The organism is Mucilaginibacter sp. BGA-UO-ETr-C110, assembly GCF_059567985.1.
Map to the genome: position 1 here is coordinate 2,913,447 of NZ_JCAQPB010000002.1, position 25,319 is coordinate 2,938,765.

The following is a 25,319-nucleotide window of genomic DNA, read 5'->3' on the forward strand; positions in this document are numbered from 1 at the left end:
TCCAGAATCGATCAAAAACAGTCTCAAAAATTCTCTAAATTCACTTCATAACCATCGTTTTAACAAATTTCTGACAGGATTTACGTGATTTAAAAAGATCCAGCTGATTGACCTTCAGATAACCACCTACCTGATCAATCGGAAAACTTGGGAGAAAGTCAATTAAGTATTTTCGCATTATGGTGATTATTTTTTTGCAAGTCGGATTTGTGTAAAAAAAGTCTTTTAAAACCAAGCAGGTGATGTTCATTTCGATAATTTGGCCGGCTGGTTCTGAAAAAAGAACATAGCTTAAAGGTCTGCCACAAATTTTAGTAGGATTTTTTTTTCACGAGTATTTGTTAGCTTGCCGGGAATTACTGAACCAGTACCTGAACTGAAATATGTTTTGTTACGTGGCGTCAAATTTTGATCTATGGGAGCAGCGGATCTCCATTTGCAGACCTGACGAGAACTAAAGTTTTTATATATTATCCTCAATAAAATTATTATATGACGCCAACAAGGTATTATAAACCCGAGTTAGATTTGCTACGGCTTTGTGCATTTTTATTTGTATTCTTCACACACCGAATGGACCTGGCACCAATTGACCCGGCACAATATTATTGGGGATACCATATTAGTTTGATTGGCGTTTTCGGAGTACCGCTTTTCTTTTTTCTCAGTGCTTTTTTAATAACAGAATTACTTACTAAAGAACAAGACCAATTCGGAAAAATCAATGTAAAGTCTTTTTATATCAGACGTATTCTTCGTATTTGGCCATTGTATTTTACCTTCTTTTTTGGGATGGTATTAGTTACACACCTTTCAGACAAATTTGGATACATATCATCCGGAACACAACTTGCATTCAGTTTATTTTCTGGCAACTGGTATATTACTTTTAATGATTGGCTTCCTTCTTACCCCATTAATCCTCTTTGGAGTATTTCTGTTGAAGAACAGCTTTACATTTTACTTCCGTTAGTCGTATTCTTTGGAGGCAAACGAGGACTGAAAGCTTTTTCATTCCTCGCACTTATAGGAGCTTACACGGCTGTTATTTACTATGCTCAAAAACCCACAAAAGGATTTAGCGGTGAATGGACAAACAGCTTTGTTCAATTTCAATTTTTTGCAGCAGGGATTCTTTTTTCCGTTTTTTTAAAGGGCTGGCAACCAAAATGGCAAATATTTCCAAGAATTATACTTTTTATATTTGGCCTGATATGCTGGTTGTTGGCTTCAATGGTCTGTGAAGTTCATGCAGATTCTCCACATCTTTCAACTATTCCGCAAGCTATTTGTGGTTGGGTTTTGATACTTGCGGGTGTTGCATCATTTTTTTTATCATTATATGGGATCAAATTAAAAAACAAGCTTTCTCCGTTTGTGTATCTGGGTCGAATATCCTATGGTATGTACGTATTCCACATCACAATTTTTTGGTTGGTTTATAATATATTTAAGGATGAATTAACTCTTTTTAGTAAAATGATAGGCTTGTTGGAATGGCAAAATGATATTGGCTTTGTGATAGCTTTCCTTGCTACGGTAATTGTATCGTTATTATCTTACAATTTTTTTGAAAAACCATTTCTAAAGCTGAAAAGAAAATTTACAATCATTCCTTCAAGAGATTAGTGAGACAAGGAATGGCATAATAACCCATACCGATAATGCATATTTATTAACTGCAAGAGTTGATAATAGAACGCGGCATTTTCATTCTAAGTTATAAGTACACTTTTTTGTTTTTTATTCCGGTTAGCTAAAATCTATGCTTAGAAATCTTACCAACGGTCGGTTTTTGTTTTCTTTTTCCGCTTAATAAAACAGCCCGGATACCTGTTAAAAGGCACCCGGGCTGTTGATATAAATGCATGAAATTTAACAGGGAAAAGTTTACCCTTCCAAAATTATAACTTCATCGGGGGTAATCGATTTGCCGCTTTCGACTTTCTTTTTAGTAAGATTATCAACCCTGCGCATTAAAAGGATGGCGATGATGGATATCCCTACAATTACATAGCCTACTATGTTATAATGCTGCAGCGGCGCGCCTTTGCCCGGCTGCGTTACAATCATGCCCGCAACTGCAGCGGCAACACCGCCTGCAATTTGCTGTAAAGAGGCGTTGATGCTCATGAAAGCCCCACGGTCGGCCATATCGGGTATGGCGCTGGTTAAGGCCGATGAAGGTATCATCCTGCTCATCACGCCCATCATCATTAATATATTGTAAAAAATAACCATTGGAAACGCAGTAACACCCAAATTGGTATACAACACGCACATAAACATCATCCATGTGGTGGCAATTGCAAATATTTTAAACTTGCTGATCTTATCGCTCAGTTTACCCACCAATGGCATAATTACCAATGCACTCAGGCCCGATACCATAAACAGTATAGGCAATTGCCCGTTGGTTAACCCCAGGTTATTGATAGCAAAAGCGCTGCCGAAAGGCATCATCATAAAACCACCTATTGAAAGCAACGCTGTAGCCGCGAAGCCTATGCGATAATTGCTTTTGGTAACCGTATGTAACAAATGTTTAAAAGCCGATTTTTCGGTCTTGATGAGTAAATGGGCTATCACGGGTTTCATTTTAATGGCTATTAAAGCTGCAATGCTGATGCTTAACAGTGCCACCATCCAGAATGGAGCTTTCCAACCCCAGGCATTGGCTAAATAAAGACCGATAGGGATCCCAAGAACCTGACTTGCGCCAAAGCCCATCTGTACAAAACCCATCACACGTCCGCGTTGCTGCAGGACAAACAAATCGGTAATGATAGCCATGGATATGGAACCGATAACCCCACCAAACAGGCCGGTAATGATACGCGCGGCAACCAGCATGGCATAAGATTGTGCCAAACCGCAAAAAACAGTACCGGCAATAAAGCCCAGGTAAAAGAATAGCAACAGCTTTTTACGATCAAACTTATCGGCAAAGCCGGCGGTTAACAAGCCCGATATACCCGCGCTAAACGCATAAGCCGATACGGCAATGCCAAAGGCCGAGGGTTTCAGGTTAAGCGATTTCATCAATATATCGCCCAGGGGCGACATCACCATAAAATCAAGTATCACGGTAAACTGGGTGATAGCCAGTAAAAATATAATGAGTTTTTGGTAACCTGTAAAAGCTACCGGTTGTTGATTGTCCATAGTTTAATTTTAAATTAGTTCACAGCACTGGTAGCCGTGATAGTTTATGATTTCAATAATTTGTGTATGCGACAGTGTTTCTGATATGATCCGCAATACATAGTCGCTATCCTCCATGTCTATATTCCAGCATTGTACCGAGGGATGCTTATCCAGTATAGTATGCAGCAGCTGTTTACCCTTATTGCTGCTGATGCTGGTTTTAAACAGCAGGATATGATCAAAATTTAAAGCCGTTTCCATCAGTTTTACTTTTTTAGAGATTTCACAACCAGGTCAAACGCCCTCCAGAGTATTTCGTCGGTCATTTTAAAGGGCTTACCACCCAGGCTTTTTCCCTCCATATCAAAGCGGATGAGGTTATATAAAGTACCATACGCGATTGACCAATACACCTCAAAAGGCATAGTTTCTATCTCGCCGCGCTCCGTAATATTGTTCATAAACCTTGTCATGGCACTGATAAAGCCGGTCATAAAGCCCGCAAGAAACTCTTCCTGGTAACTTGAACTGCGCAGCTGATCAAAAAACTGGTTCATCCCGGGGTTTTCCCTGGCGTAACGGTAACGGTTTTCCCATTGCTTACGCAAGCCTTGTTCAAATGGCTCTTCCGGATCAAAGTCTTTGATAAAAGCTTCTTCCATCACTCTCAGTTCCTCCATAGCCACTTTCATGATCAGGTCGTCACGGTCTTTATAATATATATAGGGCGTAGCTACCGAAATATTACAAGCCTTGGCCAGTTTATTCATACTAAAGCCTTCTAAACCATCTTTGATGATGAGCTCGATAGCTTTTTGCTTTACCAATTCTTCCTTATCTGTGTTTCTTGATCGCATAACGGCTCAAAGATAAATAAATATTCATTCATTTATGATGATGTTTTATTTATGTGACTATTTTGACAATGTGAAACAGACGTTTTCTGCAAGTTCTTAACCTTTGTCGAAAAACACCATGGTCAATTTACTATAAAGTAACATTACCGCTCTACCTTTAAAAGCAAGTAAATGAACCATCATTTTAAAACAAACACCATGAAAAATTTAAAATTGAAAGCTTTAGGGCTTGGTGCTACCGAAGCACTTACAAGGGCACAATTGAAAAGTGTAACCGGTGGCGCCAGCGGTCCTACCTGCAGTATTAACCAGGGTGGCTGCAATACCAGCATTACCTGTGTGGGAGGCGAGATATGCAGATGCTCTGAAAACCCATGCTGGTGCGGTTGCAGGGGTTAAGCTAAACTACAGCAGTAAATTTCTTCCCCTCAGGATCTCTTTCAAGTGAACCTTAGGGGACGAAATTTATACGCAGTCGCTCGGCTCCAGCCGAGTGACGATTATTTGCAGGCCTCTGGCCTGAGATTTAGATATAGCCTTGCTTTTTACAGCGGCCGGAGGCCGGGTAATAACGGTCACTCGGCTGGAGCCGAGCGACTGCGGGAAGCATCATTTAACAGATACGGCTAATACGGTTAAACCACCCACGCTTCCAAAATAGACCGCAATTAACACAAAATCTAAAAAAGTAATAGCCCTATTATCAAGCAGATCTATACCACCCCTTGTTGGTATCGCTAATTCCTGATGCTGAACTTTTAGGCTTATTATTCTTAATACCTGATATATCAGCAGTAAAATCACGGTGTTTAATAAAACTCCGCTTGTCCCGCCGTACACATCGTTATTTTTTATTAAAAGGTAAAAAACTATGTGTAGCGTACCAAACCCATACCAAATAAAAAACGATTTCAGATTTCGCAATGATCTGTAATTAAAGGCATAAATAAATATCTGTGAAGGAATAGTATAAAAGATCAGAAAATCTTTCTTGTATTCATTTGCTCCCAAATAGTTATATATGATAAACACAATGGAGGCTAAGCCATAAAGCCCAATAGCGCCCTTATCCCAGGAGTTCAGCTCCTCAAAATAAAACGGTGGCTTTTTTGTGGTTCTACGTTTAGGCATGAGTTCTTAGTATTACCCCCTCACCCAATGTTCCTGCTCAATTTTCTTTTGCAGTTCCAGGATCGAGCCGATGAGGGCTTCGGGGCGGGGCGGGCAGCCTTGTACGTATACATCCACAGGGATCACTCTGTCAACCCCTTTTACTACGTGGTAACCGTGCTGCCAGTACGGACCGCCGCAATTGGAGCAGGAGCCCATCGATATCACATATTTAGGCTCGGGCATTTGTTCGTACAGGCGTTTAATGCGTTCGGCCATTTTAAAGGTAACGGTACCTGCAATAATGATCACATCGGCCTGGCGGGCTGATGGGCGCGGGAAAACGCCAAAACGGTCCAGATCATAGGTAGATGCCATAGAACCCATCATCTCAATCGCGCAGCAGGCAATCCCAAAGCTTAAAGGCCACAGGGACGACAAACGTGCCCAGTTGAGCAGATCGTCCAGTTTGGTTACTACAACACCGCCGCTTTCACTCGTTATATCACTGCTCATTAGTTGGCTTTTTAAAGGTGGGTTTAAACATCGGTTTCCGGATAGGCGCGGCTTCGGCGGGAGCTTCTGCAACAGCTGTTTCGGCAATTACCGGCTCATTACCCATGCTAAAGGGTTTCACAACAAATTTTCCCTGCTCCATATTTAGCTGCTCGTACAGCGAAGCAGGAATGGTTACATCGGTAACTGGCACCACGGGCTTGGCTTTTATCCATTCCAGGTCGCCTTTGCGCCAAACGTAAACCAGGCCCAATATCAGGATGCTTAAAAAAATAAACATTTCGGTCAGCGAGAACCAACCCCAGCGGGCGTCCTGCGCTATAATTTCATGGCTGCCAAATACGGTTGCCCATGGGAAAATGAACACCATTTCCACATCAAACAGCAAGAATATCAGGGCTATAACATAAAACCGGGAATTGAAGGGCAGCCAGGCATTGCCGGTGGGTTCTTCGCCGCATTCGTACGAGGTTAATTTCTCGTAATTCGGATTTTTAGGAGCAAGCAGGCGGTTAATAAAAAATATTACACATACCATTATTATTCCGGTGATCAGAAAGATGAGTATCTTTCCAAATTCTGATATTTGCGAAACATCGGTCATGACTACAAATTTAACAAAACAAACCCATTTTGATGCAATAATTATTGGCGGCGGCGCCTGCGGGCTCATGTGTGCTGTGCAGGCGGGCTTTTTGGGTAAGCGTACGCTGATACTGGAAAAGGCCGACCGCGTGGGCGCCAAGATCCTCATCAGCGGGGGCGGTAGGTGCAATTACACCAATATGTACGCTACCGATCAGCAGTTTATATCGCAAAACCCGCATTTCTGCAAGTCAGCCTTTTCACAATGGACGGTGGAAGATACCATCATCTTTTTTGAAACGTATGGTATTGAAGGCAAGGAGAAAACGCTGGGTCAGCTTTTCCCGGTGAGTGATAAGGCTAAAGATGTGGTGCAGGTTTTTATTGATCTGTGCGCCGATATGGACCAGGAGATCTGGTGCGATGCCGAGGTTAAAATGGTGGAAAAAACCGACGATGGTTTTACCGTTAGGGCCGAAGTTAACGGCCGGCAGGAATATATCAGCGCACCCAGCGTGGTGATTGCCGCGGGCGGTTTGCCTATCCCCAAAATGGGTGCTACCGATTTTGGGTTGCGTACGGCGCGCCAGTTCGACCTTAAAATTGTGGATACAGCCCCTGCCCTGGTACCCCTTACCATTACCGGGAAAGATCAGCCCTGGTACGAGCAGCTGAGTGGCAACAGTATTTTTTGTAGGGTGTGGAACGACAGGATCAGCTTTGAAGAAAACATCCTGTTTACGCATTGGGGCCTGAGCGGTCCGGCCATCCTACAGATCTCCTCCTACTGGAAACCCGGCGAATACATCAATATCGATTTGCTCCCCAACCAAAATATAGCCGATCTGCTGCTGCAGGAAAAAGAAGTGAACGGCAAAAAGATGCTGCTTGCTTATTTGGCGGGCTTATACACCCGCAAATTTGCCGAAGCCTTGAGCGATAAACTACCGGTAGAGAAAAACCTGGCCTCGCTCACCAAAACCGATATCGAGAACATCAGCGAGCTGATCCACGAGTTTAAGGTAAAACCCGCCGGCGATAAAGGCTACGACAAAGCCGAAGTAATGCGCGGCGGCGTATCCACCGATGAACTATCCTCCAAAACACTGGAAGCCAAAAAAGTTCCAGGCCTGTTCTTCGGCGGCGAATGCGTGGATGTTACCGGCTGGCTGGGTGGCTACAATTTTCAATGGGCCTGGGCCAGTGGTTTTGTGATTGCGCAGAATATTTGAGTCGATACCATGTAGAGAAGGGGTGTCATGTTGAGCTCCGTCGAAGCATGGTGGATAGGCCTCTGCGCACGCCCTTCGACAAGCTCAGGGTGACAGCCCACTTTTTTATTCTATTTTACTTGCGCTCGCTCGTTATTTTAGTGTGATAAAGCAAGCACAGTAAGACCAAACCACGATGCCATGTAAATTATAAAAACTGTAAAATCTGCAAGGCTTACCTTTTTGTTTTCAATTAAATCAGGACCGCCCCCTTTTGCCGGTGCAACAAATTCGCGATGCTGTACTTTCCGGCTTATATATCTGAGTAATTGAAAAAGCAATAGTAATATAAGCGTATTCACTAATCCTGTGGATGGGTTTCCCTTTTGTGTATTTATCCCGGGAATCCATTTAAAAAATAAATAAAGAATCACATGCACTACGCCGAAACCACACCAAATTAAATATGACCTAAAATTCCTTAATGAGGTATATAAAAAAGAATACATCAGTAATTGTGTCAAAACAATATACATGATGATCGTTACCTCTTTAATTTCAGGATTACTTAAAATATACGTCAAAGCAACAAACAATGTAGCAACAGCATAAAACCATATGGAAACAACTTCCCAAGGTTTAAGATCTTCGTAATAAATAAATGGTTTTAGACTTTTTACTTTTTTCACTTAGCGATAGGCTGGCTAACAAAACTATTAATTTCTAATGAACGTTTTCATGATGATAGAAATTGCTCGAACATTTTTCAGTTCCCCTCTTGAGAGGGGGCGCGTTGGATGGTGTAGTAGCAGGGGTGTGTTCTTAATTACTTTATCAACCCAAACTGTTTTAAATGATGGGTAAAGTGCTTGCCGTGCCATATAACCCATTCGTGGTGGTTCATGGGGCCGAAGCCGCCGTGGATGGCGATGGCGCCGGGTTGTTCAAAATAACGGTCGAAGGCTTCCAGTTCCTGCATCAATTGGTTAACAGCGCTTGCTATATCGGGGAACTGGTAATGCTCAGGCGGTTCTTGAAAAACTACATTTCGCCCGATCTCCTTGTCGGAGTATACCATTAGCTGTTTCATTTGATAAGCCTTGTCGGCCGGCTGTTCACAAAAAGGTGTTTTTTTCCCGTTTGTCCATTCTACCTGGTCAACCAGGTGTTCTACCATTTGCTGAGCTCTCATTTTACCCCAAATGGGTGTGGTATCGGGTTTAAGCGACAATAATAACCGGCGTAGTTCTGCCCGGTTGTTGATATCAAAAAATTGCGCCATTTTACCGTTCTACTATTTCATAATTCCGGTACTCGCCAATACGCCAGCCGGTCAGCTGTTCCACCCTTTGCAGGAATTTACGACGGAAGGTCATGTTTTTGCGCAATGCCTTGGTACTGAAATCGATCTTCCAGTTGGTGGCGGCTATGCGTTTTTGTATGGGCGCCGGGTGTGTGCCCGTAAAGTGTACCAATTTATCGGCATTGCCATAGTCAAACTCGTAGGTTTCGGGCAGGTTTTGCTCCATCCAGGCATCGTCGTGGTAAAACTTATTGAAGTTGCGGATCTTGTTATTCAGTCCCTGCGGTGGTTTGGCCCAGCCGTAGTGGTAGATATAAGCATCGATGAGTTTTACCTTGATCTTACGGTCGTTAAGCCTGAAACCCTGCGCGTCGCGATAGGCCCGGATCCCTTTGATGTTCTTCAACAGGCGGATCTCGCGCCGGTACCAACGCCTGGAATCGCCATAATAATCATACGAGCCATAAAAGTGTAAGTATTTAAACAGCAGGCCCTCGATGTTGGGTTTGTTCAGCGCCTCCTCCATTTCTTTTTTGATGAGCGGGTGATATTTTTCGTGCACGGCTTCGTCACCCTGGATGTAGAAAGCCCAGTCAGTATCCGGCGATATGGCATCAAAGGCTTTGTCGGTCTCCACAGCAAACACACGTCCGCCATCTTTTAAAGTGTCATCCCAAACCGAATCAATGATCCTGATCTTTGGCGAACCGATGGCCTCGATCAATTCCCGGGTACCATCATCAGAGTTTCCGGACATCACAATAAACTCATCGCACAGCGGCAAAATGGAGCTGATAGCTTCAACAATGGGATAGTCGTTTTTAACCGCGTTTCTGATAAAGGTAAATCCGGATACTTTCATTAAGCCAAAGGTATTTAAACAGGGGATAATTTTGGTAAAAGTAAATGGATAATTATTACAGCCAAAAATTAGCTTGTGCATTTTGTTCACCCAATCTTCATGATATTTTACAACCTTCAACTCGTATTTTGCGTAACAGAGTTCAATCCCATCTACCTCCCAATTTTAAAGGAATCAATTAATTATTAGCTAAGAGCTTAAACTTTTACTAAACCTGTATCACCCTGCAATCAGTTTAAACATGGATATCATTAGAAGAGACAACATTACCTACGAGGAGTTTATGGAAGAGCATTATAAACCCGGCATACCGCTGGTGTTTACCAATGCTGCCAAAGTGTGGAAGGCTAACGGACTGTTTAGTCCGGATTGGTTCCGGGAAAATTACCCCGACCGTAAGACCGATTGCCGGGGCAATACTTATACCATGCAGCAGGTGATGGATATGGTGGAGGCCGCTACCGAGGATAAGCCTGCGCCCTACCCTATCATATTTGATATCCCCAGCACCCTGCCCGAAGTATTACCCCTGCTTGATCCGCTCGACCTGAACTATGCATCGCCCAACTGGCTGAAGAATAAAATGTTCAGCATTGGCAAATGGGGCGGCGCTACCGAAATGTTTGTGGGTGGCCCGGGCGGCAGGTTCCCGTACATGCATATAGATTATTACCACCTGAATGCCTGGATAACCCAGTTGTATGGCGAAAAGCGTTTCACCGTTTTCCCACGCGGACAGGAACATTTGCTTTACCCTCGTCCGGATGATCCCTGGCGCTCGGAACTCAATGTTTTTGAGCCGGATTATGAGAAATACCCGCTGTTTAAAGATGCTACACCCATTAATTTTGTGGTTGGCCCCGGCGAAACTTTGTTCATCCCTTTTGGTACCTGGCATACGGCTTACTCGCTTACACCTACCATCTCTGTTGCTTTTGATACCCTGAACAGCAAAAACCACAAGGAATTTATGAAAGATGTGTGGACCTTTAAAAAACGCGATAGTAAACTAAAGGCCGTTGCCATGTATGCCTACGCCGCGGTGGCTACACAAAGCTGTAAAATTGGCGAAGCTTTGAGGGGGAAATAAGTCGACTCACCCAGTCTGCGTTAATTTATTCCCTTACCCCACACGTCATTGCGAGGTACGAAGCAATCTCTACGTAAGCAGAGCACTCATGCAATTCTATTCACTCTGTATAGCATAGAGATTGCTTCGTACCTCGCAATGACGTGTGTTTCTAATTACCTGTTTCGGCATGTCTACCCGTAAAGACTACAATTTTTATAGATTTTTATCCCGATAAAACCAAAAAAATGTTGATTTTTGAAACCTACAAAACAGCATACAACATTGGTTATCACAAATCCCAAATACGAAGAAGCTTTAAATAACTACTATAAAAAAATAGCTGAAGCCAGCGTGGAAGATATGGTGCTTAATATGGGCCCGCAACATCCGTCTACTCATGGTGTTTTGCGTTTGGAGCTGATCACCGATGGCGAAATTGTAAAAGAGGTGATCCCGCACATCGGTTACCTGCACCGCTGTTTCGAGAAACATGCCGAGTCATTAACCTACCAGCAAACCATTCCCTTTACCGACAGGATGGACTACCTGGCATCCATGAACAACAGTCACGCTTTTGTGATGGGTGTGGAACGGATGATGGGTATTGATAAAGATATCCCTAAACGGGTAGAGTACATCCGGGTACTGGTTTGCGAGCTTAACCGCATTGCCTCGCACCTGATAGCTATTGGCACTTACGGTATTGATATAGGCGCTTTTACTCCCTTTTTATGGTGCTTTAGGGACCGCGAACATATTATGGGTATGCTGGAGTGGGTTTCGGGCTCGCGCATGCTATACAATTATATATGGGTTGGCGGCTTGTTTTACGATCTGCCGGTAGGTTTCGAGGAACGCTGCCGCGAGTTTGTGGAATACTTTAAACCCAAAATGGTGGAGCTTAACCAGCTGCTTACCGATAACCAGGTGTTTATATCGCGCACAGCCAATGTGGGTGTGTTGCCGCTTGATGTGGCCATTAACTACGGCTGCTCAGGTCCTATGCTAAGGGCATCGGGCTTGAAATGGGACTTGCGGCGCATTGATAATTACTCGGCTTATCCCGAGCTTGATTTTGAAATCCCGGTTGGTACTGGTCTTATGGGTACTGTAGGCGACTGCTGGGACCGCTACAAGGTGCGTGTGGATGAGATCGAGCAATCCCTACGGATAGTAGAACAATGCCTCGACCGCCTGCAAAACGAACTGAAACGCACACCCGATTTTGACCCCCGGGCTAAAATGCCGCGTAAAACTATTCCTAAAGCACAGGATTACTATGTACGCTGCGAGGGTGCCAAAGGCGAGCTGGGCTTTTACTTTATGGCCGACGGCAAATCCGAGATCCCTACCCGTGTAAAATCGCGCGGACCAAGTTTTAATAATCTTTCCGTACTGCCCGAAATATCCAAAGGCGTACTCATCGCCGATCTGATAGCCATTGTAGGTTCTATTGATTTTGTGTTGGGTGAGGTGGATAGGTAAACAAAATCCCAAACAAGTCATGCTGAACTTGTTTCAGCATCCCATAAGCAGGTACGAACATCTTGAGAGATCCTGAAACAAGTTCAGGATGACCCTTACTATATTTTATCCGAAACAAAAAAAGAGGCACCTTACGGTACCTCCTTTTCATTTTAATATATTAACTTTTATTGGATTGGGCTAATTATTGATTGTAAACCTTAACCATGAAAACATAGTTTTTAAGTTTCTTTAACTGCTGGGTACGACTTAAACCGGCCAGCGTGTTTTTGGTATTTAAGGTTAATGATTTGCTTAATGAATCAGATGGTATATTCTGGATAGCTTTTAACAGATACGCTGATTTTACCGCGAATGCTGCTCCTGCTACCTGTGTCTGTTTGGCGTTGATGATACCGATCACATTTCCCTTATCATCCAGTAAGGGACCACCGCTATTTCCTGGGTTAACCGGTATAGAAACCTGGTATTCGGTTGTATCGCCCTGATAACCGGTGGCTGATGTTAATGCACCCGGGCCAAAAACCACCGTACCACCCGGATAACCGAAGGTGAATACGTTTTCACCAAGATCTGTTGATGAACGTTTAAAGCTATATGGTATAGAGCCCAGTCCTTCAAAGGCATCATCATTTATCTGTAGTATAGCAATATCGTTACCTGGTTCGGTATAAATTACTTTGCTGTGGAATGATTCGCCGGCAGCATTTTGAACATATACAGAATCCGCGTCTTTAATAACATGGTAATTGGTAACAATATACCCGTTTGACGAAAGTGCGAAACCGGTACCTCTGAAATTGCCGGGGTTAATTGGTCTCTTACTTCCTTTTATATCATTTATGATGCTATTGGTACGGGTATTCAGTGTTGCCTGCGACTGTTTGATCTTACCGATCTCCTGGCTTAACTGCTCAAAGTTCGATTCGTGGTTATTCAGTTTACCGGTAAAGAACAGGGTACCCAAAATAGCGAAAATAGCTATGGATGCTGCTACCGATATTTTAGAATGATGGTGCCTCCACATGCGCACTACCCAGGTTGGATGGATGGTTACTTCTTCTTTCAAAGCATGTACATCAATCTCGTCATGAATAGCGTTCAAGCGTTTTTCAAGCTCCAGGCGTTCGCCATATTGTTTTAGTAAACCAATAAACTGCATATGCTCGGCAACCCGGCTTTCTACAGTCGCATCATTTTTGCGGAGCAATTCAAACTGGGTACGCTCTTCGGCGGTCATACTGCCGTCAAGGTACCTTTCAATTAATTCCGTAAGTTGGTGATCACTCATCTCTTTGCTTTCCTTCCTTATTTCTGCTGAAAAAATAACTTTTTCAGCCTTTGCAGGCATTTATATTTTTGTGTTTTGGCATTATCAGCATTGGTATAGCCAAAACGTTCGCAGATATCCTGCATTGATCTGTTATGTATATAAAAATCTTCCATAATGGTTTTGCAGGGTTCGCCCAGCAATTGCAGGGCACTTTCCATTTTACTGAACTGTATGTCCCGCTCATTATGATCATCAACCTCTTCATCAACAGGCAGGTACTCTTCAAAATCACGAATATCGCCTCCGTACCTGTTCATGTGGCTAAGCCTTTTGAGCCAAAGCCTGCGGCAAACCGAATAAATATAAGTTTTAAGCTTACTGCTTAGTTCGAATTTGCCCGATTTGATCTTATTGTAAAGAACGATGATCGCTTCCTGGTAAATATCTTTGGCATCATCCTCATCCCCGTTGTTATTGACAATTAACTGTAGTATCATCGGAAAATAGGTAGTGTATAACTTTTTTAACACTATTTCCGAGTTGTTAAGTATACCAAGAACTATCTCGCTATCTGTTGGTGCCGAAGCTTTTAACTCTTTATTCACTCTTAATACTATTTATACGAAATTGTAACCCATCATTATAAAAAATAATTTATCTAAAATAAATTATTAGCATTAACCCGGATATTTAGTGTTGTAACAATTATGCGCCCGAATGTTTCATCCGTTTTAATACAATAATTCAAACAAGGTAACCCAAGCCTATTTTAACCTGCTTTTTTATAAGATGGCAAATCTGCAATAAAAAAAACCGGCCTCAAAAACATTTCGTCAAACAGCTGCCAACCCTGGCATATGCAGCCTATTTTGCCCCAAAATCCAGGCAGGTTACCTTTTTGTTTTCATTGTATTAACATCAAAAAACAATTAAAATTTAAAACTTACCCAAAATGAAAAATTCAATTAAAACCGGCCTGGCCGCATTAGTAATCGCTGTTTCTTTCACTGCTTGTGATCCTCCTTCAAAAGCTCCAGCTAACTCAACTCCGGTTGATTCAGGCAAAGCAGTTGCTGTTGATTCGGCTAAAAAAGCCATTGCCGATTCGACAAAAGCTGCTCTTCCCGATTCAACTAAAAAATAATTAGCTAACTGTCCGGGATCAAACCGAAGCGTACAAAAATATACCTGGAATAAATCAGGACTTGTTGTTTGTACAGGGGTTTAGGTAGAGCCTAAAAAAGCCGCTCTGGGGAGCGGCTTTTGTCATTTAGTGAGTCTTTTTATTTGTCACTTGTTGTAAGGTTAACGCAATGTTCGCGGCAATTATTGCGCGAAAAAAAATATAGTGCAAAATGCTTTTTTAACAATTGGTTATCAGATACTTTTGAATATTCGGTGCTGTTTTTTATTAAAACATTCACCTCTCCAGGCGTACTAAAAGCAATTGTAAATCAAATAAAAAAACATGGCGAAAACTATCAGTAAAGGTTCATTTGTATTTAATTTTCAGGATGTCGACAAAACAAAACTCAACCTTGTTGGGGGTAAAGGTGCAAACCTGGGCGAGCTTTCCAGGATCGAAGGTATCAACGTACCACATGGCTTTTGTATTTCTACCGAGGCTTTTAAAAAGGTCATTAATGAAACACCGTCTATTAACGAGTTACTCGACCAATTATCACTTCTAAAGGTAGAAGACCAGGGTAAGATCGGTGAACTTGGTACTGAGATTCGCAAGACCATCGAAGGGATAACCATTCCTCAGGATATTAATGACGATATCACCCGCTTCCTCTCCGGGCTTGATGAAAAAAATGCCTACGCGGTACGATCAAGCGCAACTGCCGAAGATTTACCGACGGCATCCTTTGCGGGACAACAGGATACCTATTTGAATATTATCGGGAAAGAGGCTATCTTAAAACATATCAGTAAGTGCTGGGCATCGTTGTTTACCGATAGGGCAATAACTTATCGCATTCAAAACGGCTTTGATCATCGTAAAGTACACCTGTCGGTAGTTGTTCAGCAAATGGTTTTCCCCGAGGCGGCGGGAATTTTATTTACTGCCGATCCTGTTACCGGTAACCGGAAAGTATTATCTATTGATGCCAGTTTTGGGCTTGGTGAGGCCATGGTATCGGGCCTGGTGAATGCCGATTTGTATAAAGTGCGTAAGGGCCAGATCATCGATAAAAAGATATCCACCAAGAAACTGGCTATCTATGCCTTAAAAGATGGTGGTACCAAAGAACAGGAGATTGCACCAGGGCAACAGAATAAACAAGCGCTGACTGATGAACAGATCCTACAGCTGGAGAACATCGGCAGAAAGATCGAAGCACACTTCGGTCGCCCCCAGGATATTGAATGGTGTTTGGCCGGCGAAATATTTTATATTGTACAAAGCCGCCCCATCACTACTTTATACCCCATTCCGGAAGCTGATGATCAGGAAAATCACGTGTATGTATCTGTCGGTCATCAGCAAATGATGACTGACGCCATGAAACCATTGGGATTATCTTTTTTCCTGTTAACGACTGCTGCACACATGCGCACAGCCGGTGGAAGGTTGTTTGTTGATATTACACAAATGCTGGCTTCACCTGCCGGCAGACACACGCTGTTAAATGTTCTTGGGAAGTCCGATCCGCTCATCAAAGACGCCTTGACAAGCATCATTGAGCGGGGAGATTTTTTAAAACCATTGCCAGATGATAAAGAAGAACCAGGCCCCGCTAAAAATGTGCTGAATAGAGATTATCAGGCACTTAACGACTATGAGCCAACAATCGTTTCTGAACTGATCAAGAATAGTCAAACATGGATAGAATCATTGAAGCAAAACATCCGGCTGAAATCAGGGTCGGATGTGTTTGATTTTATCCTGGAAGATATCCAGCAACTCAAAAAAGCCTCAGCTAACTCACAAAGTTTTGAGGTGATCATGACCGGAATGAATGCTTTATTATGGATCAATGAAAAAATGAACGAATGGTTAGGTGAGAAAAATGCGGGAGATACGCTTGCTCAATCGGTGCCAAACAATATTACTTCGGAAATGGGCCTGGAGCTATTGCATGTTGCCGATGTGATTCGCCCTTACCCGGCAGTAATTGAATATTTGCAACAAGTAGAAGATGATAACTTTTTGGATGGACTGCTTCAATTTGATGGCGGGCAGGAAATCCGGGACACTATTGATGCTTATCTCAACAAATACGGCATGCGCTGTGCCGGGGAAATCGATATTACAAAAACCCGCTGGAGCGAAAAACCAATTACCATTGTCCCCACTATTCTCAATAACATTAAAAACTTTGAACCAGGGGCCGGCAACCGGAGATTTGAGCAAGGGCGGCAGGAAGCTTTGAAAAAAGAACAAGAATTATTAGCCAGGCTGGCGCCATTACCAGATGGCGAACAAAAAGCCAAAGAAACAAAACGAATGATCGACCTGATCCGGAATTTTGCAGGTTATCGTGAATATCCAAAATATGGGATAGTTAGCAGATACTTCGTTTATAAACAAGCTTTATGGAAAGAAGCCGAGCAACTGATACAAGCCAACGTTATTCATGCAAAAGAAGATATTTACTATCTCAGCTTTGAAGAACTCAGAGCAGCGGTGGAAACGCACCAGCTGGATTATCATCTTATCGATAAACGAAAAGACGAGTATAAATTATATGAAAAACTAAACCCGCCACGTATTATGACGTCTGACGGTGAAATCATTAGGGGTAAATATAAACACGATGATCTCCCGGCCGGGGCTATCGCGGGTCTGGCTGTTTCTTCCGGAGTTATAGAGGGACGGGCACGTGTCATTTTAAACATGGAAGATGCTGACCTGGAAGATGGAGATATATTAGTGACCTCTTTCACCGACCCCAGCTGGACACCATTGTTTGTATCCATCAAAGGGCTGGTTACCGAAGTTGGCGGATTGATGACCCATGGTGCAGTTATAGCACGTGAATATGGCCTACCAGCGGTTGTTGGATTGGATAATGCCACCAAACTGATCAAAGACGGGCAGCGGATCCGGGTGAATGGAACCGAGGGATATGTAGAAATACTATAAAGTGGATGTAGAAGGAATTACCGTATTTCTGGATGAAAGGCCTTAGCAAAGGAAAATACCATGTCATGCCGAATTTATTTCGGCATCCCACAGGATATGCACACCTGTGCGATCTGCGACTTACGTGTTGCAGCCGTACTCCGTGCTTACCTGCAAGTGAGATGCCGAAATAAATTCGGCATGACCTCTGCTTTTTAACTTTTATCTTCCTCAAGAACACGCTAAATTCTTAAAAGCGGTTTGCCTGAGGAAAATGGCAGCCATTTACCAACATCAAAAAATATTTTATTTTTTTTTAAAAACGTGGGTTACCTTTTCTCTTTACCCGTATTAACTCCTGAAAACGATCACAAAATATTTAAATTTTAAAACTAACAAAATGAAAAATTCTTTCAAATTAGGTTTCTTAGCATTAGCTATCGCTGTTTCTTTCGCAGCTTGTAAAGGTTCTGGTTCAGCTTCATCTGCTGATTCTGCTAAAGCTGATTCAGCTAAAGTTGATTCTGCAAAAACTGATTCAGCTACTAAAGTTGACTCTACTGCTAAAACTGGTGCTGCTGCTGTTGACTCAGTTAAAAAAGATACAACTAAGAAATAATTATACTGCAATATAAAAGGCGTTAGAAATATAAATTCTGATCCCTTTTTATTGATTTTTAGTTATTCGTTAATTTATAAAGGGTAACCTGTAATTTTTTTATTAAAAATTATGGGTTACCTTTTTTTGTTTACAGTATTAACAAGAAAACTATTAAATCACTTATTAAAAATTAAACATGAAAAATTCATTCAAATTAGGTTTCTTAGCATTAGCTATCGCTGTTTCTTTCGCAGCTTGTAAAGGTTCTGGTTCAGCAGGTTCTGCTGATTCAGCTAAAATGGACTCAGCTAAAATGGATTCTGCTAAAACTACTGCTGTTGATTCAGCTAAAGCGGATTCAGCTAAAACAGATACCGCTAAAAAAGACACTACTAAAAAATAATTTTTCATTTTTTAGAAAAAAAGAAACGCCCTGGTTTTACCGGGGCGTTTTTTTTGTGCCTTTCATCTTCAAAACAATTTGTGCGGATATTGCTTCATATGGTAAGTTGATACGATATGAAATATTCTGAATGGCAATTACTTAGTATGGACGAACGCAAAAACATAGGCTGGCACCGGCATCCGCACATTAAAACTGCCACACTTTTTAGCATTGCTTTAGTTATTGTTTTTATCGCGGTAGTTTTTGGCATTAGTAAAAACAGCACGGTACATCTCAACCGTAAACCTACGGGCCAGGAAGCTTTTCGTATGGCCCAGGGAATTGTGAAGGATCATTTAAAACAACCCACAACGGCCCAGTTTCCTGATCATGATTTTAAGCCCTTGATTGACACCGCAACCGATAGTTATCAGATCCGGTCGACCGTAAAGGCATTGAACATTGATGGCAAAACCATAAACTCAACATGGGTAGTGGATATGAATTACACAGGTGGCGATTGGTCTGAAAAAACAAGCTGGCAGGTTAAATCCGTAAGTATATCGCCAGAAAACTAAACAGCAAAACATATTGATATAAAAAAGACCGGCTATTGGCCGGTCTTTTTGTATAACAGGAGCATCATCTTTTTATTAAACCCGGTCGCGCAGCGCCTTTATTTCATCGTGAGCATCCAGCAGTTCATCCAATTGCGTATTCACTACCTCGCGTAAATGAGCTGATAAATGTTCCTCTTCAAGAGCTTCGCGGTAAGCTTTAACAATAGCATCTTCTCCAAATTCGCATTCTTCCAGTATATCATGGGTATCGTGAGCGGTAAACGCGGCTTTAACATCAAGCCATGTTCTGTGAATTTTACCGCTGGTGCTTGTTCCGGTATCGATATCCTGTCCTAATACCTCAATTTCGGTACCCAGTTCCAGCCTAAACCGGTGGCTATCGCCAATCAGTGTTGTAAAAAGTGCTTTAAGATCACTCTCGTTATCCTTCAAGTCTTTCAAAGCGCGTTGATATCCCTCAATGCGGTCGTTATTAATCTGTACCAGGTCATTTAATACCTCGGCTGTTGCTTGTGTGTTTTCCATAATTATAAGTTTTATACAAAAGCAACATCTAAATGAATTAAATTGTTTAATTTAAAATAAATAATTTATCTTATTTATAAATTATATCATTATGATTTGCCGCGGAACAATGAGATGATCCAGATTAATACCAGAATAACCACAACCACCGCTATAATGCCTACAATGGCGCCAGCTTTAAATATCCCTTCAATCACTGAACAGCCACTCATGGTGAACAGTAACAGGGCAATAAGTACCCAATGTGCGTTTTTCATCAGCATAAATTGTTTTTTTAAGGTGAAGCTATCATGAACCGTTTTATACATTCCGGTTTGTAAACCTTAGCTCATGATGGTTTCATATATTGATTTATTTGGTTAACAATAATATTAATACAGTAGCGCACAGCTATTTGTTTGCCATGTAATACGATAGCCACATCCTTTTCAAGCCTTATCCCAAAGTCAAAGTCTTCATATACGTTATGAAATACTTAAATAAAACGTATTGCCTTTTTAAGGCAGATAAGTACTTTTACAACCTACTTATACAGCCATGTTTAATACACTTTTCTCTATAAATAATGCTACCGTAAGATTTTTGACCAATACATTGTTCAGTGATCTTACTTTCAAGATAAATAAAGGTGAGCACTGGGCACTAATAGGCGAAAGCGGCTCAGGAAAAAGCGCCCTGTTACAAACTATAGCAGGGCGCTTTAATGTAACCGGGGGCACCATCAACTACTATTTTCAGGATGATGTTTTGGGTTTGCAGGTTGCCGAAAATGGTCAGAATTTACATAGCAAGCTGATATCGTTGGTTGAACCAAGGCATCATTTCCGGAACTTATCAAACACTAGCGATTTTTATTACCAGCAACGGTATAATTCGTCAGATTCGGAAGATGCCTTAACTGTTGATGATTATTTATCATCGGTTAAAAGTATCCCACGTCCTGGTATCAGCTGGACAGCCGACAAGATCCTTACCCTGTTAAACCTGCATGCTTTACGTGATAAGCAGCTCATCAAACTCTCCAACGGCGAAACCAAGCGTTTAATGCTGGCCGCCGCCCTGCTCAAAAACCCTGTATTACTCTTGCTCGATAACCCCTTAACCGGTTTGGATGTAAAAACCAGGCAGGAATTTAATGGCATTATTGAGCAGATCAGCGCATCTGGTATCAGCATCATTATTGCTACATCGGTACATGAAATACCCGAAGCCATTACCCATGTAGCGGTTTTAAAAAGCGGAGAAATTATTCACGAAAGCACCAGGGCTGCCTTCAATCCGGAGCTATTTGCAGGCGACACAGCAGACAGTATTGACAAGCAGGAACTTACTGCATTGTTAAATATTAATAAAAACCCGGTTGCCTTTAACCAGATAGTGACGATGGATAAGGTGCACATTCAATATGGCGACAAGGTAATATTGGATGATGTAAACTGGCAGATCGAAACGGGCGACAGGTGGGCACTGCTTGGCCCTAACGGAGCGGGTAAATCAACTTTGTTGAGCCTGATTAATGGGGATAACCCACAGGCTTATGCTAATAACATTATTTTGTTTGACAAAAAACGCGGCAGCGGCGAAAGTATCTGGGATATAAAAAAGAAGATCGGTTTTGTATCGCCCGAGCTGCACCAATATTTCCCTACCGATAATAGCTGCTTGCAGGTCATTGAATCAGGGTATTATGATACCTTGGGTTTATTCAGACCCAGTAATAAAGAACGGGCAGACATTGCCTTGAGGTGGATGAAGGCACTAGAGATTGACCGCTATGCCCGCACCCTGTTAAAAAACATCCCTGCAAGTGCCCAGCGTTTATGTTTACTGGCCCGCGCGCTGATCAAAAACCCGGCTTTGCTCATTTTTGATGAACCCTGCCAGGGTATGGACGATCATCAGCAGCTTCATTTTAAAAACCTGGTTGATACTATTTGCAGTTTGAGTAATGTTACCCTGATTTACGTAACGCACTACCAGCATGAGATCCCCAATAGCGTTGATAAAGTATTACAGCTCGACAAAGGAAAGGTGGCTAATTGATGGGTATTATGCGCTACCTACGCCCGTATCGGGTGCTTAACATTTCTTAATAGTTAAATTCGATTTTATTGATCTGTATCAGATTTTTCTTTTCAATACCATTTATTTATTCATTTTGTTCATTGCCTTAAACACTATATCCTTATAGTAAAACACACGTAATAACCTGTAAATTACTTATTAGTTGAATAGCCGATAAGAATTACTTGCGATTATAAACCTGTGTTTTATGAAGAGCCTTTTGCGTTATTTGATATTGCTGCTGGTAGTGTTTGGTTTACAGGCAAAAAATGATGTAAAAGCTGCTACGAAATCATGGGCAGGCGGAGCCGCGGGTGATGTGTCTAACTGGAATAACGGGGCTAATTGGTCGCCTGCAGGAGTACCGCTCGCTACTGATGACGTAAACATTGGTGCGTTGCTTTTTTTCACCAATCCTCCTATCGTAAATGCCGGGGATAATGTATCCTGTGCGTCTATTACGTTTGGTGTCATACTAAGTTTAACCACTGTACCTTTAACGGTGAACGGCACTTTAAATGTAACCAATTCCATTACCCAGCAACCAACTTTATTAATTTCTTATTCGGTTCCACTATCCGGTACCGGCACCCTTAACTGCGGCTCTATCCAAATTAACAATAATTCAAACCCCGGTAGTGCCCTATTAGGTATCTTCCCGAGTTTAAATTTTATAGTAACTCTTCAAAATTTAAATGTTAGTGGAAACGTAACTGTTAATTCAACTACTGTTGTAGCCCTTGTTATCCCATTGGGGGAAATTGACGGAAGGTTTTCATTAGTAAGCGGAACTACTACTATTGGCGGACAAATACTTACACAAAACACCCTGTTTCGCATACTTGGCCTCAGCAACAGTGTAGGAAATCCTGTATTTAGTATCGATCCTCCTACTGGTTCCACTGCTACATTAATACTCACCAATGCAAATCCTATCAATACAACACCTGTTTCCGGATCAACTTATGCAGGATCTATTGATTTTTACAACAGCACAGGAACCGGACAATCAACTGTTAATTACGCATATGCAGGTGCGGGTGTACAAACAGTATACGCAACAACTGGTATTAGTAATTTAGACATAAGCCCGGCCTTGTACCAAAATTTAACATTTACAAGCACAGGTAATAAACGTCCCAGTGTTTCATCCGGTTTGTTGACCGTTGCCGGTAATATTGATAACTCAGCCAGCTCGCCCATTGATTTTGTTACCAATACCAATACCGTTCGGTTAACTGGCACTACGCAAACCATCGCTGGAGGAGCATATGTCAATACAACCTTGCCTGCATCACCAATTGGTACAGTGTTCTATAACCTTACTTCGTGCGCCGCCACTACTACCTTAAGCGGTCGTAATGATATAGCCGCGCTGGGCACATTGGCCTTTTTAAAAACTGCCAATACCACCATGACTGTTGATGCTACAGCAACTAACAGTCTTACACTATTATCAAACAGTACCGGTGATGCCAGCATAGCCAGTTTAAGCGCCGATGCCAGCGCCGTCGCCATCACAGCCACGGTTGCCGGCACCATAAATGTACAACGCTACGTAAGAGGTTTGGGCGGATCAGTAGGGCCGCGCCGTTATATGCTTATTTCCTCGCCGGTTGCCAATGCATCGGCCAGTACGTATAACCTGCTGCCATTTTTTGCAACTACCTATATTAGTGGCCCGGGTGGTGCGGGCAATGGTTTTGATACCTCGCCTCAGAACAACCCGTCAGTTTTTATATATGACGAAAATGCGCCACTAACAAGCAACCCAAACCTGGTAACAGGCAATGAATTTAAAGGCTTTGCTACTATTAACGAAACCGTACCGATGGGCAATGGGTTAGAATATTATTTCAGGGGCAGCCGTACGGGGGTATCAAGTTCCACCGTATTTGTGAGTCCCTTCCCTGCTCCAGATAATGCCACTTTAAATTTTTCGGGCGCGGTATATAAAGGTGCGGGTGCCAGTGGTGCTTTCAACGTGAGTGTCATTAATTTCCCAGCCACACCGCCAACTTATTATAGTTCATCAGCAGTTACACTGTCAAACAATTTATCGTTTGCCAGCTCTGCTCCGACAAAAAAAGGACTTAACCTGGTAGGTAACCCTTACCCTTCGGTTATCGACCTGTCAAAGGTTTATTCTGTTAATGGTAACGCCTACAAGTTTTATTATATGCTGGTTAAAAATGTCACTACCGGTACCAACAGCTTCTCCACCACGTATGCCGTTTATGATGCTACGAATGCCGGTACCCCACCCGCCGGGGCCAGCAAGTTTGCCGTATCCGGGCAGGGCTTTTTTATAACTGCACCTAATGCAACTACAACGTTGATTTTTAACGAAACCATGAAAGTGCCTTATAGTTCGTATACATCACCTGCTTCTACCAAACCGGTGTTTAATGTGATACGCAACCCATCGGTAGTAGCCAAGCAACTGGCCGTTAGTCCCGATAAAAACAATGTACAGCAGGCAGCAGTTGCAGCGCCGTTATCTGTCGAAACCAATACCGACCCTATACCCAGGTTACGTTTGGAGCTGATGCGGGATACCAACATACTGAATACCGCCGACATTGCTTTTGATAAAAACTCCAAGGCTAAATTTGTACTAGGCGAAGATGCACAATACATAGCCGCATCGGGCCAGGGTGATTTCTTTTATTCGCAATCTGCCGATTCTGTTGGTTGTTTTGTTAATTATACTGGTAACCTGGAAAAACTAAAACGCATCAATTTATTTATAGCGTTTTCGAATTTCGGCCAGTACAAGATCACTTCGCCCATTAAATCAAACATCGACGAACGTTATACCATCTATTTAAAAGATAAGTACACCAACGACTCTTTAGATGTGGTGCATAACCCTGTTTATACTTTTAATGTCGATCAAAACGCCGCCAGTTATCCCCGCGATCGCTTTTACCTGAGCATTGGTATTGCTCCGGGGCATGAATATAAACTATTAGGCTTTAGCGGCAGTAAAGTAACCAGCGGTATCCAGCTGACCTGGAAAACCGACAATGAAAGCAATTTTACAGGTTTCGCGGTTGAAAAAAGCACTAACGGAGGCAAGTCATTTGTAGTGATCGACAGCCTGCAATCAACCGGCGCGGGTAGCTATACCTTTACCGATCCTGCACCAGGTACCGGGCAGATCACTTATCGCCTGGCTCAAAGCCTGGTAACCGGTGATACCCAGATGTCAAAAACGCTCGTATTTGATTACAATGGTGATCTGAATATTTTAAAATTCATGGTATACCCCTCCAGCACAGCTGGTGACATCCATATTAAACTAGGCAAAACTTACAGTAATAATATCAAAGTCAATATTATAAGCGCGACCGGCGGCCTGGTAAAAACCCTAACCACTGCTGATACCGATTCTGTACAGGAAAATGTGGGCAACCTTACCAAAGGGCTTTATATTGTAGAGGCTATTGATGTTGCCACAGGTAAACGCATCGGGAGCGCTAAATTCTTTAAGCAATAATATCTTATCCCCATAAATTCCGGTCATCAAAATATTCAAATCCTCTGTTATCAGTTAATCTCCGGAATAACGAAGCAAACTCCCATATGTTAAATTTTTTCACTAAAAAAGATACGTTTTGTTCATTTTATTCACTGATTAACATGTCTTTAGGGTGTAAAAATGAAA

The 25,319-nt window shown here is 42.3% G+C and carries 25 protein-coding genes; 12 read left to right on the top strand and 13 right to left on the bottom strand.

What is annotated here, in order from left to right; translation table 11 throughout:
* Positions 1-492 precede the first annotated feature (492 nt).
* The gene (locus AC57BQ_RS12775) at positions 493-1,629 is read left to right on the top strand and encodes an acyltransferase family protein (protein ID WP_496406647.1); all 1,137 of its coding nucleotides are present in this window, start codon (positions 493-495) and stop codon (positions 1,627-1,629) included.
* A 261-nt stretch (positions 1,630-1,890) separates the two neighbouring features.
* Here the strand turns inward: AC57BQ_RS12775 and AC57BQ_RS12780 are convergent, their stop codons facing one another.
* The 3 genes from AC57BQ_RS12780 to AC57BQ_RS12790 are packed head-to-tail and all read right to left on the bottom strand — an operon-like array spanning position 1,891 to position 4,004.
* Complete coding sequence (locus tag AC57BQ_RS12780; protein ID WP_496406648.1) at positions 1,891-3,165, bottom strand: MFS transporter; 1,275 nt, start codon at positions 3,163-3,165, stop codon at positions 1,891-1,893.
* 9 nt (positions 3,166-3,174) lie between these two features.
* Positions 3,175-3,408 (bottom strand): hypothetical protein, encoded by a 234-nt coding sequence (locus tag AC57BQ_RS12785; protein ID WP_496406649.1) that lies wholly within the window; start codon positions 3,406-3,408, stop codon positions 3,175-3,177.
* A gap of 5 nt (positions 3,409-3,413) precedes the next feature.
* Positions 3,414-4,004, bottom strand: coding sequence for a TetR/AcrR family transcriptional regulator (locus AC57BQ_RS12790; RefSeq protein ID WP_496406650.1), 591 nt, complete (start codon positions 4,002-4,004; stop codon positions 3,414-3,416).
* A 198-nt stretch (positions 4,005-4,202) separates the two neighbouring features.
* On the opposite strand from AC57BQ_RS12790, the gene AC57BQ_RS12795 reads away from it, so the two are divergent.
* A complete protein-coding gene (locus tag AC57BQ_RS12795; RefSeq protein ID WP_496406651.1) occupies positions 4,203-4,403 on the top strand; it encodes a hypothetical protein in 201 nt (66 codons plus the stop codon).
* Positions 4,404-4,613: 210 nt separating this feature from the next.
* Here the strand turns inward: AC57BQ_RS12795 and AC57BQ_RS12800 are convergent, their stop codons facing one another.
* The 3 genes from AC57BQ_RS12800 to AC57BQ_RS12810 are packed head-to-tail and all read right to left on the bottom strand — an operon-like array spanning position 4,614 to position 6,234.
* Entirely contained in the window at positions 4,614-5,135 is a 522-nt protein-coding gene (locus tag AC57BQ_RS12800; RefSeq protein ID WP_496406652.1) for a hypothetical protein, read from the bottom strand.
* A 12-nt stretch (positions 5,136-5,147) separates the two neighbouring features.
* Positions 5,148-5,630, bottom strand: a complete 483-nt coding sequence (locus AC57BQ_RS12805) for an NADH-quinone oxidoreductase subunit B (RefSeq protein ID WP_496406653.1) — start codon at positions 5,628-5,630, stop codon at positions 5,148-5,150.
* A complete protein-coding gene (locus AC57BQ_RS12810) occupies positions 5,620-6,234 on the bottom strand; it encodes an NADH-quinone oxidoreductase subunit A (RefSeq protein ID WP_496406654.1) in 615 nt (204 codons plus the stop codon). Before AC57BQ_RS12810 ends, AC57BQ_RS12805 begins: the two co-directional genes overlap by 11 nt.
* On the opposite strand from AC57BQ_RS12810, the gene AC57BQ_RS12815 reads away from it, so the two are divergent.
* Positions 6,233-7,447, top strand: coding sequence for a BaiN/RdsA family NAD(P)/FAD-dependent oxidoreductase (locus AC57BQ_RS12815; protein WP_496406655.1), 1,215 nt, complete (start codon positions 6,233-6,235; stop codon positions 7,445-7,447). The genes AC57BQ_RS12810 and AC57BQ_RS12815 overlap by 2 nt on opposite strands.
* A gap of 137 nt (positions 7,448-7,584) precedes the next feature.
* On the opposite strand, the gene AC57BQ_RS12820 is transcribed toward AC57BQ_RS12815, so the two are convergent.
* The 3 genes from AC57BQ_RS12820 to AC57BQ_RS12830 form a co-directional block, all read right to left on the bottom strand.
* Entirely contained in the window at positions 7,585-8,115 is a 531-nt protein-coding gene (locus AC57BQ_RS12820) for a hypothetical protein (RefSeq protein ID WP_496406656.1), read from the bottom strand.
* A 137-nt stretch (positions 8,116-8,252) separates the two neighbouring features.
* Complete coding sequence (locus AC57BQ_RS12825; protein WP_496406657.1) at positions 8,253-8,708, bottom strand: hypothetical protein; 456 nt, start codon at positions 8,706-8,708, stop codon at positions 8,253-8,255.
* A gap of 1 nt (position 8,709) precedes the next feature.
* Entirely contained in the window at positions 8,710-9,672 is a 963-nt protein-coding gene (locus AC57BQ_RS12830; RefSeq protein WP_496406658.1) for a glycosyltransferase family 2 protein, read from the bottom strand.
* Positions 9,673-9,832: 160 nt separating this feature from the next.
* Between AC57BQ_RS12830 and AC57BQ_RS12835 the strand changes: the two genes are divergently transcribed.
* Positions 9,833-10,681, top strand: coding sequence for a cupin-like domain-containing protein (locus AC57BQ_RS12835; RefSeq protein ID WP_496406659.1), 849 nt, complete (start codon positions 9,833-9,835; stop codon positions 10,679-10,681).
* A gap of 270 nt (positions 10,682-10,951) precedes the next feature.
* Positions 10,952-12,148: an NADH-quinone oxidoreductase subunit D gene (locus AC57BQ_RS12840; RefSeq protein ID WP_496409474.1), complete on the top strand. Its 1,197-nt coding sequence runs from the start codon at positions 10,952-10,954 to the stop codon at positions 12,146-12,148.
* A 184-nt stretch (positions 12,149-12,332) separates the two neighbouring features.
* On the opposite strand, the gene AC57BQ_RS12845 is transcribed toward AC57BQ_RS12840, so the two are convergent.
* The gene (locus AC57BQ_RS12845; protein WP_496406660.1) at positions 12,333-13,439 is read right to left on the bottom strand and encodes a S1C family serine protease; all 1,107 of its coding nucleotides are present in this window, start codon (positions 13,437-13,439) and stop codon (positions 12,333-12,335) included.
* Between the two features lie 17 nt (positions 13,440-13,456).
* Positions 13,457-14,026 carry an RNA polymerase sigma factor gene (locus tag AC57BQ_RS12850; protein WP_090468915.1) on the bottom strand — a complete coding sequence of 190 codons (570 nt, stop codon included), beginning with the start codon at positions 14,024-14,026 and terminating at the stop codon, positions 13,457-13,459.
* Positions 14,027-14,373: 347 nt separating this feature from the next.
* Between AC57BQ_RS12850 and AC57BQ_RS12855 the strand changes: the two genes are divergently transcribed.
* The 5 genes from AC57BQ_RS12855 (at position 14,374) to AC57BQ_RS12875 (ending at position 19,057) form a co-directional block, all read left to right on the top strand.
* The gene (locus AC57BQ_RS12855; protein ID WP_496406661.1) at positions 14,374-14,565 is read left to right on the top strand and encodes a hypothetical protein; all 192 of its coding nucleotides are present in this window, start codon (positions 14,374-14,376) and stop codon (positions 14,563-14,565) included.
* A gap of 324 nt (positions 14,566-14,889) precedes the next feature.
* The gene (gene ppsA, locus AC57BQ_RS12860) at positions 14,890-17,514 is read left to right on the top strand and encodes a phosphoenolpyruvate synthase (protein ID WP_496406662.1); all 2,625 of its coding nucleotides are present in this window, start codon (positions 14,890-14,892) and stop codon (positions 17,512-17,514) included.
* 379 nt (positions 17,515-17,893) lie between these two features.
* Positions 17,894-18,112, top strand: coding sequence for a hypothetical protein (locus AC57BQ_RS12865; RefSeq protein ID WP_496406663.1), 219 nt, complete (start codon positions 17,894-17,896; stop codon positions 18,110-18,112).
* Positions 18,113-18,290: 178 nt separating this feature from the next.
* Positions 18,291-18,497 (top strand): hypothetical protein, encoded by a 207-nt coding sequence (locus AC57BQ_RS12870; protein WP_496406664.1) that lies wholly within the window; start codon positions 18,291-18,293, stop codon positions 18,495-18,497.
* 116 nt (positions 18,498-18,613) lie between these two features.
* Complete coding sequence (locus tag AC57BQ_RS12875; protein WP_496406665.1) at positions 18,614-19,057, top strand: hypothetical protein; 444 nt, start codon at positions 18,614-18,616, stop codon at positions 19,055-19,057.
* Positions 19,058-19,132: 75 nt separating this feature from the next.
* On the opposite strand, the gene AC57BQ_RS12880 is transcribed toward AC57BQ_RS12875, so the two are convergent.
* Together AC57BQ_RS12880 and AC57BQ_RS12885 are read right to left on the bottom strand one after the other, a co-directional pair.
* Positions 19,133-19,585, bottom strand: coding sequence for a ferritin-like domain-containing protein (locus AC57BQ_RS12880; protein WP_496406666.1), 453 nt, complete (start codon positions 19,583-19,585; stop codon positions 19,133-19,135).
* An 89-nt stretch (positions 19,586-19,674) separates the two neighbouring features.
* Positions 19,675-19,842 carry a hypothetical protein gene (locus AC57BQ_RS12885; protein ID WP_496406667.1) on the bottom strand — a complete coding sequence of 56 codons (168 nt, stop codon included), beginning with the start codon at positions 19,840-19,842 and terminating at the stop codon, positions 19,675-19,677.
* Positions 19,843-20,122: 280 nt separating this feature from the next.
* On the opposite strand from AC57BQ_RS12885, the gene AC57BQ_RS12890 reads away from it, so the two are divergent.
* Together AC57BQ_RS12890 and AC57BQ_RS12895 are read left to right on the top strand one after the other, a co-directional pair.
* On the top strand, positions 20,123-21,628 hold the full coding sequence (locus tag AC57BQ_RS12890) for an ATP-binding cassette domain-containing protein (protein ID WP_496406668.1): 1,506 nt from the start codon (positions 20,123-20,125) through the stop codon (positions 21,626-21,628).
* Positions 21,629-21,857: 229 nt separating this feature from the next.
* Positions 21,858-25,151 carry a T9SS type A sorting domain-containing protein gene (locus AC57BQ_RS12895; RefSeq protein ID WP_496406669.1) on the top strand — a complete coding sequence of 1,098 codons (3,294 nt, stop codon included), beginning with the start codon at positions 21,858-21,860 and terminating at the stop codon, positions 25,149-25,151.
* The last annotated feature ends 168 nt before the right edge of the window (positions 25,152-25,319 follow it).

What these genes read in the sequence shown, in the direction of transcription:
- AC57BQ_RS12895 (WP_496406669.1), top strand. Translation starts at nt 21,858, where the DNA reads ATGAAGAGCCTTTTGCGTTATTTGATATTGCTGCTGGTAGTGTTTGGT.
- AC57BQ_RS12890 (WP_496406668.1), top strand. Translation starts at nt 20,123, where the DNA reads ATGTTTAATACACTTTTCTCTATAAATAATGCTACCGTAAGATTTTTG.
- AC57BQ_RS12805 (WP_496406653.1), bottom strand. Translation starts at nt 5,630, where the DNA reads ATGAGCAGTGATATAACGAGTGAAAGCGGCGGTGTTGTAGTAACCAAA.
- AC57BQ_RS12870 (WP_496406664.1), top strand. Translation starts at nt 18,291, where the DNA reads ATGAAAAATTCATTCAAATTAGGTTTCTTAGCATTAGCTATCGCTGTT.
- AC57BQ_RS12790 (WP_496406650.1), bottom strand. Translation starts at nt 4,004, where the DNA reads ATGCGATCAAGAAACACAGATAAGGAAGAATTGGTAAAGCAAAAAGCT.
- AC57BQ_RS12825 (WP_496406657.1), bottom strand. Translation starts at nt 8,708, where the DNA reads ATGGCGCAATTTTTTGATATCAACAACCGGGCAGAACTACGCCGGTTA.
- AC57BQ_RS12880 (WP_496406666.1), bottom strand. Translation starts at nt 19,585, where the DNA reads ATGGAAAACACACAAGCAACAGCCGAGGTATTAAATGACCTGGTACAG.
- AC57BQ_RS12855 (WP_496406661.1), top strand. Translation starts at nt 14,374, where the DNA reads ATGAAAAATTCAATTAAAACCGGCCTGGCCGCATTAGTAATCGCTGTT.
- AC57BQ_RS12780 (WP_496406648.1), bottom strand. Translation starts at nt 3,165, where the DNA reads ATGGACAATCAACAACCGGTAGCTTTTACAGGTTACCAAAAACTCATT.
- ppsA (WP_496406662.1), top strand. Translation starts at nt 14,890, where the DNA reads ATGGCGAAAACTATCAGTAAAGGTTCATTTGTATTTAATTTTCAGGAT.
- AC57BQ_RS12830 (WP_496406658.1), bottom strand. Translation starts at nt 9,672, where the DNA reads ATGCACAAGCTAATTTTTGGCTGTAATAATTATCCATTTACTTTTACC.
- AC57BQ_RS12785 (WP_496406649.1), bottom strand. Translation starts at nt 3,408, where the DNA reads ATGGAAACGGCTTTAAATTTTGATCATATCCTGCTGTTTAAAACCAGC.
- AC57BQ_RS12800 (WP_496406652.1), bottom strand. Translation starts at nt 5,135, where the DNA reads ATGCCTAAACGTAGAACCACAAAAAAGCCACCGTTTTATTTTGAGGAG.
- AC57BQ_RS12795 (WP_496406651.1), top strand. Translation starts at nt 4,203, where the DNA reads ATGAAAAATTTAAAATTGAAAGCTTTAGGGCTTGGTGCTACCGAAGCA.
- AC57BQ_RS12815 (WP_496406655.1), top strand. Translation starts at nt 6,233, where the DNA reads ATGACTACAAATTTAACAAAACAAACCCATTTTGATGCAATAATTATT.
- AC57BQ_RS12865 (WP_496406663.1), top strand. Translation starts at nt 17,894, where the DNA reads ATGAAAAATTCTTTCAAATTAGGTTTCTTAGCATTAGCTATCGCTGTT.
- AC57BQ_RS12845 (WP_496406660.1), bottom strand. Translation starts at nt 13,439, where the DNA reads ATGAGTGATCACCAACTTACGGAATTAATTGAAAGGTACCTTGACGGC.
- AC57BQ_RS12810 (WP_496406654.1), bottom strand. Translation starts at nt 6,234, where the DNA reads ATGACCGATGTTTCGCAAATATCAGAATTTGGAAAGATACTCATCTTT.
- AC57BQ_RS12835 (WP_496406659.1), top strand. Translation starts at nt 9,833, where the DNA reads ATGGATATCATTAGAAGAGACAACATTACCTACGAGGAGTTTATGGAA.
- AC57BQ_RS12885 (WP_496406667.1), bottom strand. Translation starts at nt 19,842, where the DNA reads ATGAAAAACGCACATTGGGTACTTATTGCCCTGTTACTGTTCACCATG.
- AC57BQ_RS12775 (WP_496406647.1), top strand. Translation starts at nt 493, where the DNA reads ATGACGCCAACAAGGTATTATAAACCCGAGTTAGATTTGCTACGGCTT.
- AC57BQ_RS12875 (WP_496406665.1), top strand. Translation starts at nt 18,614, where the DNA reads ATGAAATATTCTGAATGGCAATTACTTAGTATGGACGAACGCAAAAAC.